This is a genomic window from Nocardiopsis sp. TRM 82005, assembly GCF_056312425.1.
Genome location: NZ_JBWDTQ010000010.1, coordinates 272,717 through 279,379 on the forward strand (window position 1 = coordinate 272,717; position 6,663 = coordinate 279,379).

Consider the following 6,663-nt stretch of genomic DNA (forward strand, 5'->3'; position numbering starts at 1 on the left):
ACACGATAGAGCCACGGCGTCCGCACGTCCCAGGGCCGCGGCCCGAAGACCTTCCAACGGGGCTCCCCGACCGGGGCGGGGAGACCGGCGGGCCGTCCGGCGGCGGGAACCGCGGTCGACTCATACGAATTGCGCCCACACGAACTTTCCGCCGGGTGGCGTGGGAATCACGCCCCACTCTCGCGCGAAAGCACTCACCAGGGCAAGCCCTCGGCCGCCCTCCAGGCAGAGTTCGGCTTCCCTTCTCGCGGGGAGCCGATCTCCACCGTCGCGGACCGCGCAGATGAATTCACCGCCGCTGCGCATCAGCGACAGCTGAATACCCCCGTCGCCGCGCCTGGTCAAGGGCAGAGGGTCACCGTGCCTGACCGCATTGGTGACCAATTCGGAAACGACTACCGCGACATCGCTGGACAAGTACTGCATCTCCCATTGGTGGAGAAGAGCCTCGGAAATCTCGCGTGCGGCGCCCACAGCGTGGGGCCGGGGCGCGAAGCTCCACGTGACGGCGTCGTGCCTGTCTCCGCAGACGGGGGTGTTCCAGCGTCGGGAACCGTGCGTCAGGACCTTGAGCCACCAGCCGCCGGCCGGTTCCGCCACCGCCTCCGCACACTCCATGCCTTCCACTCCTCCCTGACGCACCGCAGTGCGAGCGGCAGTGACACGTTCCGGGGTACGCGGTGTCCGCGTACGGAGCGGGCGCGTGCCTCTGCACGGCTCGAATGCACGTGCATCTTGGTCTTGCAAGCAATCGTAGGCCAAGGCTCGACGATGTGCAGGCAAACAGCAGGACCAACTTCGGCTCGTCCGTAAAGCCTGGTTGATATGGGACAAACCTGCCGTAGCACTGCTTCCCCGAACGACCCCCGGGTACCTACCGACCGGTTGGCATGCCGATATGATTCCCTCGCGCCCACCACGTGAATTACTGGAGGTAACACCATGTCCCCAACGCCCCGTGTAGCCATCGTGACCGGTGCGGCCCGTGGGATCGGTGCCGCCACGGCTGAGCGCCTGGCGCGCGAGGGTCGGGCCGTCGCCGTCCTGGACCTGAAGGAGTCCGACGCCCAGGAGGTCGTGGACCGCATCACCGCCGCGGGCGGCACGGCCCTGGCAGTGGGCTGCGACGTCTCCGACCCCGACCAGGTGACCGCCGCCGTCGACACCGTCGCCGAGCGCCTAGGCCCGCCCGCGATCCTGGTGAACAACGCCGGTGTCCTACGCGACAACCTGCTGTTCAAGATGTCCGTGGAGGACTGGGACACCGTGATGAACGTGCACCTGCGGGGCGCGTTCCTGATGAGCAAGGCCGCCCAGGCCCACATGACCAAGAACGGCTGGGGCAGGATCGTCAACCTGTCCAGTTCCTCGGCGCAGGGCAACCGGGGCCAGGCCAACTACTCCGCGGCCAAGGCCGGGCTCCAGGGGTTCACCAAGACCCTCTCCATCGAGCTGGGCAAGTTCGGCGTGACCTGCAACGCCGTCGCTCCCGGGTTCATCGAGACCGCCATGACCAAGGCGACCGCCGAGCGCATCGGCATCAAGTACGAGGACATGAAGGCCTACAAGGAGGCCGAGATCCCGGTACGCCGGGCGGGTGTCCCCGAGGACATCGCCAACACGGTCGCCTTCCTCACCGGTGAGGACGCCGGGTTCGTGTCCGGCCAGGTCGTCTACGTCGCCGGCGGTCCGCTGGACTAGGTCCGTGCTCGTTCCGGGGCTTCGCTTTGCCCCGTCGTGCCCCGTTCGGCCCCAGCCGGACGGGGCACACGTGTGCCAGGCCGCGTGGGGCCGCCGCCCGCGGCGGCCTGGACGGCGGTTCGGGGGGAGGAAGGGGTCATGGCCCCATTCTTGCAGCGGCGCCCCGGAAACCCGAGCCGCGAGTTGTTGGGGGCGAGGCGGCCAGGCCCCGGAGAGCAGGCGTCAGCGGCTGAGCTGCTCGGGGTCCGGTGCGCCCTCCAGGGCACCGGTGACCGTGGACGCCAGTTCCTCCACCAGGGCGACGCCCGTGGTGTAGTCGCTGCTGCCGTCGGTGAGGACCGCGATCAGGTACTCGCGTTCGGAGCCGGCCACGTAGCCGACGCTGTTGACGTTCCACAGGCCGCCGTTGCTCTCCCGGGGCGTCCATCCGTTCTTGAGGCCCACGGTGTCGGCGGGCCCGGCGCTGGCCGACACGCCCCAGGCCTGTTCCGCGACGACGGTCTCCATCAGCTCGCGCGCGTAGGCTCGGTCCTCCTCCGGCAGCGGGCTCTCGTCACAGTAGAGCGTGCGCAGCAGCCGTATCTGGTCGGCGGCGGTGGTCCTGGTGGCACCCCACACACCCCGGGGGTTGGGGTCGGTACTGGTGTAGCCGAGGGTTCGGGCACCGCGCACGAAGCCGTCGGTGAAGCCGATCCGCGAGTACAGGCCGTCGGTGACGTCGTTGTCGCTGTAGCGGATCATCATGGAGGTCTGTGCCTGCTCTGCCCCGGTGAGGTCGCGCCCCTCCTCATGAGCACGCAGGAGCAGCATGGTCAGGATGGTCAGCTTGACGACGCTCGCCGTGGGGAACTGCTGGTGTGCGTTGTGGCTGAAGGTGGCGCCGGTGCGCAGGTCCTGTACGGCGATCCCGAATTCGGCGCCGCGTTCCTCGGAGAGCGCCTCGATCCGCGCGGTGAGCTCCTGGCGCTGGTCGTGAGCGAGGCCCTGCCCACCGGTGGCGGGTCCGGTGCGGGGCGCGAAGGGCACCAGGGGAAAGGCCTCCTCGGAGAGCAGGGCTCGGACCAGGGCCGGATCCGGCTCCGGAGGGGTACTGCTCGCGGCGGAGGTGGCACCGGGCAGGGCGAAGGCCATCAGGACGACGAGGGCGACCGCCGTGGTGACGACGGACCAGGCCCGGATCACGGCGGGGGGAGGACGCCGGGGCACGCTAATCACCGGTTCGTTGGCGCGTTACTTCGGGTGGACTGGTACTCATTATCCATCGAAATGCGTGCGAATCCGACTATCCGATGCTCAATCGGTACCGGATTCCACCGTTTCGTTCCCGCTAACGCGGACCGTTGGGCACATCAGTGCCGGGTCTCCTCGTCGATCCCCCGGGCCACGAGCGCCTCCCCCGTCGCGTCGGCCATCCGCAGCAGCTGGACGATCAGCGGAACCACGAGCAGGTGGGGGCGACCGGACAGGCCCCGAGCCCGATAGCCCTCCTGGGCCGCCTGCCAGGCGGCGGCGACCATCGGGATGGATCGGATGGTGAGTGCCAGGACGAGGGCGATCCGGTCGGGGTTGGCGCCCACGTGTCGGAGCGGTCGGACCATCCGTTCGAAGAGGTCGAGCATCTCGCGCACGCGAGTGGTGAGAGTGACGAGGTTGGCGAGCAGAACGAGCGCGGCGAGTTGCGCGCACAGGCGCAGGGCCGTCTGCCAGTCGGCGAACAGGACCTGGAACAGGCCGATGGCCAGCAGGAACGGCCACAGTGCGCGTAGCGCGGCCACGGCCCGGCCCAGGGGCAGCCTCACCACCGGGTAGAGCACGAGCGCGACGGCCAGGGCACCGGCCGCGACGCGGTGGTCGGCCCAGACGACGAGGCCGACACCGGCCAACAGCAGCACGAGGAGTTTGGCCCCGGCCGGGGCGCGGTGGAGGGGGCTGTGGCCGGGGACGTACAGGCCGACGGTACTCATCGGTTGTCCATGAGCTTGGTGTAGTAGGGCACGGCGTCGCCGGGAACGCCGTCGAAGACCACCCGACCCGCGTCCATGACCAGGACCCGGTCGAAGTCGTCGAGCAGGTCCAGGTCGTGCGTGAACAGCACGACCTGCTGGTCGAGGCCGTCGAGGGTGCGGTGCACCATGCGGGTGTTGCGCAGGTCGAGCAGGGTGGTGGGCTCGTCGCAGACCAGCACCGCGGGCTCGGTGACCAGGACCGAGGCCAGGGCGAGAAGCTGTTTCTGGCCGCCGGAGAGCAGGTGGCCCGGGTGGTCGCGGTGGCCGTCGAGGCCGTAGCGGACCAGGGCGTCCTCAACCCGGCGGTTGGTCTCCGCGCGATCGAGCTTCAGGGAGCGCAGGCCGATCTCCACGTCCTCGGCGACGGTGGGCATGATGATCTGGTTGGCGGCGTCGGAGAAGACGAAGCCGACCCTGCGCCGGATGTGCTTGGCGTGGCGCCGGGTGTCCCACTCCCCCAGTGACACCCGGCCCTCGTCGGGGACGACGAGGCCGTTGAGGGTGCGGGCGAGCGTGGACTTGCCCGATCCGTTGGCCCCGATCACGCCGATACGGTGCTCGGCGAGGTCGAGGGTGACGTCGCGCAGTACGGCGCGGTCGTCGTAGGAGTGGGAGACCCCCTTGAGGCGGAGCATCAGGCGGCTCCACCGTTGTCGCTGCCGGCCTCGACGACCGGGCGCCCGGCGGGCGGGATGGGGTAGGCGCGAAAGACCGTGCTGGCGATGAGGGCGGTGGCGCCGGCCTTGACGAGGTCGCCCGGCAGGAAGGCCAGCATGGAGTAGGTGGTGGCCAGGGTTCCGCTGCCCGCGACGACGGCCATCCAGGGGACGCCGATCGCGTAGATGACGAGGACGCCTCCGACGACGTTGACGCCCAGGCCCGCCCAGAAGCGGTAGCGGCCATGGCTGTTGCGAACCATGAGGTCGGTGAGCACACCGATGACCAGGGCGGCGAAGATCCAGCTGATGATGAACCCGGCCGAGGGCCTGGCCAGGACTCCGACACCTCCCATCCCGCCCGCGAAGAGCGGGAGCCCGGCCAGGCCCAGGGCGAGGAAGGCGGCGACGGCGAGGGTGCCGCGTTTCCAGCCCAGGAGGCTGGGGGCGAGCATGATGCCGAGGGTCTGGAGGGTGATCGGCGCCGGCGAGAACGGCAGCGGGATGGCGACGGTGACGCTGAGCGCGGCGATGAGCCCGGCGAACACGGCGATGAGGGCCAGGTCTCGGGCGGTCAGGCCCCTGTAGCGGACGTCATTCCTGGTCGTGGGCATGGGTGGATTCCCTCAGGGGTGTGGGAGTGGATCACCTCCCATTGTCCGTTATGCCGGTGACCGGGGAAGAGGTCGGGACGCACAGTTCCCCGCGCCCGAAGTTGTAGGAGTTCGCCTGAGACGCAGGTCACAACCGTGGTTCGGGAACCCGGTACCGTGTCCGCGATTCCTCACGGGGAAGCGCGTAAGTCCGGATGGCCGCGGGAACACTCAACGGACATGAGACGGGAAACGGATGACAGGCAAGTGGAACTCCCCCAGACCCCCGTACCCACCGGCTACGCCGTCGGCGGCGCGTCGGTGCTTCTGGTAGCGGCCCTCTGCCTGACGTGGTCGGCCTGGGACGCTCCGGCCCCCGACCCCCTGCGCCTGCGGCTCTTCCTCCTGGCCTGGCTGGTGTTGGCGCTGGTTCTGGTGGTGGCGGTCGCCACCAGGGCGCTGCCCGGACGGCCGGTGGAGGTACCTCGCTGGGTGCTGGTCTACTGCCTCGGTGCTCTGACGGGTGTCGCCGTGGCCACCACCCCGTGGCGGGAGCTCGGGGACGTGTTCTGGCACCAGCTGTGGTGGTCGGTTCCGATGGGGGTGGGTCTGGTCATGGCCCTTCGCGTACCTGGGGGAAGGCGAGGGCGCGTAGAGCGCGGGCCGCCTCACCCTCCCGGGTCCTTGTGGCCACCGTTCCCGGCGCGGCCCCGGTAGACCAGGCGACCGGAACCGTCGGGCCCGTAACGCGCCCGTCCTCCACCGGGTACGGCCAGGACCAGGCCCGCGTCTCGTGGGCCTGCGGCCCTGGCCGTTCGGATCCGTGCGCCGTCCAGCGGACCGCCGACCAGCTCGGTCCACCCCGCCCTGGACCGCATGAACCCCGCGGCGAACACACCGGCCACCGTGCAGCACGTGGCCACCGCGAACGCGGGGTGGCCGGTCCATGTCCACAGCATCATCAGGGCGGCCACCGACAGGAGAACGGCGCAGACCGCACCGGCGTGGCCGTCCAGGAGCGGTCGCCGTGAGTTGTCGCCGGGGGATGGACTCACAACCATGCGCCTTCAACCCAGAACTGGTCGCCTTCGGCGGCGTTCGGCCACCTCGGGCGTCGAGCTTGCGTTCGGACGGGGAAACGGACCTCGGAAGGGGCCTCCTCCGCGAAGGACCCGCGTTCTCGTGAATAGCTACTGCCTCGCGGGATCCGTGTGCGCCGGGGCCGCGGCGTGCGGGTGGTTCAGGTCGAACGCGGGACGCTCCGACCGGATCCGCGGCAGCGACGCGAAGTTGTGCCGCGGCGGAGGGCAGGACGTCGCCCACTCCAGGGAGCAGCCGTAGCCCCACGGGTCGTCCACCCCGACCTGGGGAGCGTTCTTGGCGGTGATGTAGACGTTCCAGAAGAAGATCAGCGTGGAGCCCGCCAGCACGAACGACGAGACCGAGGAGATCTGGTTCAGCTCCGTGAAGCCGTCGTTGAACAGGTAGTCGGCGTAACGGCGCGGGAAACCCGCGGCGCCCAGCCAGTGCTGGACCAGGAACGTGCCGTGGAAACCGAGGAACAGCAGCCAGAAGTGGAACTTGCCCAGGGTCTCGTTGAGCATCGTTCCGGTGAACTTGGGCCACCAGAAGTAGAAGCCCGCGAACATCGCGAACACCACGGTGCCGAACACCACGTAGTGGAAGTGCGCCACCACGAAGTAGGAG

9 protein-coding genes are annotated in these 6,663 nt (G+C 69.5%); 2 read left to right on the forward strand and 7 right to left on the reverse strand.

The annotated features are described in order from the left end of the window. Positions 1-120: 120 nt before the first annotated feature. Positions 121-618 (reverse strand): ATP-binding protein, encoded by a 498-nt coding sequence (locus AC0T5L_RS07560; RefSeq protein WP_476164682.1) that lies wholly within the window; start codon positions 616-618, stop codon positions 121-123. A gap of 324 nt (positions 619-942) precedes the next feature. Between AC0T5L_RS07560 and AC0T5L_RS07565 the strand changes: the two genes are divergently transcribed. After that, positions 943-1,701, forward strand: a complete 759-nt coding sequence (locus AC0T5L_RS07565; RefSeq protein ID WP_476164664.1) for an SDR family oxidoreductase — start codon at positions 943-945, stop codon at positions 1,699-1,701. Positions 1,702-1,923: 222 nt separating this feature from the next. On the opposite strand, the gene AC0T5L_RS07570 is transcribed toward AC0T5L_RS07565, so the two are convergent. From AC0T5L_RS07570 to AC0T5L_RS07585, 4 genes are all read right to left on the reverse strand, one after another. Further along, positions 1,924-2,907: a serine hydrolase gene (locus tag AC0T5L_RS07570; RefSeq protein ID WP_476164665.1), complete on the reverse strand. Its 984-nt coding sequence runs from the start codon at positions 2,905-2,907 to the stop codon at positions 1,924-1,926. Between the two features lie 143 nt (positions 2,908-3,050). Next, positions 3,051-3,665 (reverse strand): energy-coupling factor transporter transmembrane component T family protein, encoded by a 615-nt coding sequence (locus AC0T5L_RS07575; RefSeq protein ID WP_476164666.1) that lies wholly within the window; start codon positions 3,663-3,665, stop codon positions 3,051-3,053. Continuing rightward, the gene (locus AC0T5L_RS07580; RefSeq protein ID WP_476164667.1) at positions 3,662-4,342 is read right to left on the reverse strand and encodes an energy-coupling factor ABC transporter ATP-binding protein; all 681 of its coding nucleotides are present in this window, start codon (positions 4,340-4,342) and stop codon (positions 3,662-3,664) included. Before AC0T5L_RS07580 ends, AC0T5L_RS07575 begins: the two co-directional genes overlap by 4 nt. Then, on the reverse strand, positions 4,342-4,977 hold the full coding sequence (locus AC0T5L_RS07585) for a biotin transporter BioY (protein ID WP_476164668.1): 636 nt from the start codon (positions 4,975-4,977) through the stop codon (positions 4,342-4,344). Before AC0T5L_RS07585 ends, AC0T5L_RS07580 begins: the two co-directional genes overlap by 1 nt. A 219-nt stretch (positions 4,978-5,196) precedes the next feature. On the opposite strand from AC0T5L_RS07585, the gene AC0T5L_RS07590 reads away from it, so the two are divergent. Continuing rightward, the gene (locus AC0T5L_RS07590) at positions 5,197-5,673 is read left to right on the forward strand and encodes a hypothetical protein (RefSeq protein WP_476164669.1); all 477 of its coding nucleotides are present in this window, start codon (positions 5,197-5,199) and stop codon (positions 5,671-5,673) included. Here the strand turns inward: AC0T5L_RS07590 and AC0T5L_RS07595 are convergent. Both AC0T5L_RS07595 and AC0T5L_RS07600 read right to left on the reverse strand, forming a co-directional pair. Beyond that, positions 5,625-6,011, reverse strand: coding sequence for a hypothetical protein (locus tag AC0T5L_RS07595; RefSeq protein WP_476164670.1), 387 nt, complete (start codon positions 6,009-6,011; stop codon positions 5,625-5,627). The genes AC0T5L_RS07590 and AC0T5L_RS07595 overlap by 49 nt on opposite strands. Positions 6,012-6,146: 135 nt before the next feature. Further along, positions 6,147-6,663 (reverse strand): cbb3-type cytochrome c oxidase subunit I (locus AC0T5L_RS07600; protein ID WP_476164671.1); only part of this gene is annotated, 517 nt, incomplete at its 5' end.

What these genes read in the sequence shown, in the direction of transcription:
- AC0T5L_RS07560 (WP_476164682.1), bottom strand. Translation starts at nt 618, where the DNA reads ATGGAGTGTGCGGAGGCGGTGGCGGAACCGGCCGGCGGCTGGTGGCTC.
- AC0T5L_RS07565 (WP_476164664.1), top strand. Translation starts at nt 943, where the DNA reads ATGTCCCCAACGCCCCGTGTAGCCATCGTGACCGGTGCGGCCCGTGGG.
- AC0T5L_RS07575 (WP_476164666.1), bottom strand. Translation starts at nt 3,665, where the DNA reads ATGAGTACCGTCGGCCTGTACGTCCCCGGCCACAGCCCCCTCCACCGC.
- AC0T5L_RS07580 (WP_476164667.1), bottom strand. Translation starts at nt 4,342, where the DNA reads ATGCTCCGCCTCAAGGGGGTCTCCCACTCCTACGACGACCGCGCCGTA.
- AC0T5L_RS07585 (WP_476164668.1), bottom strand. Translation starts at nt 4,977, where the DNA reads ATGCCCACGACCAGGAATGACGTCCGCTACAGGGGCCTGACCGCCCGA.
- AC0T5L_RS07590 (WP_476164669.1), top strand. Translation starts at nt 5,197, where the DNA reads ATGAGACGGGAAACGGATGACAGGCAAGTGGAACTCCCCCAGACCCCC.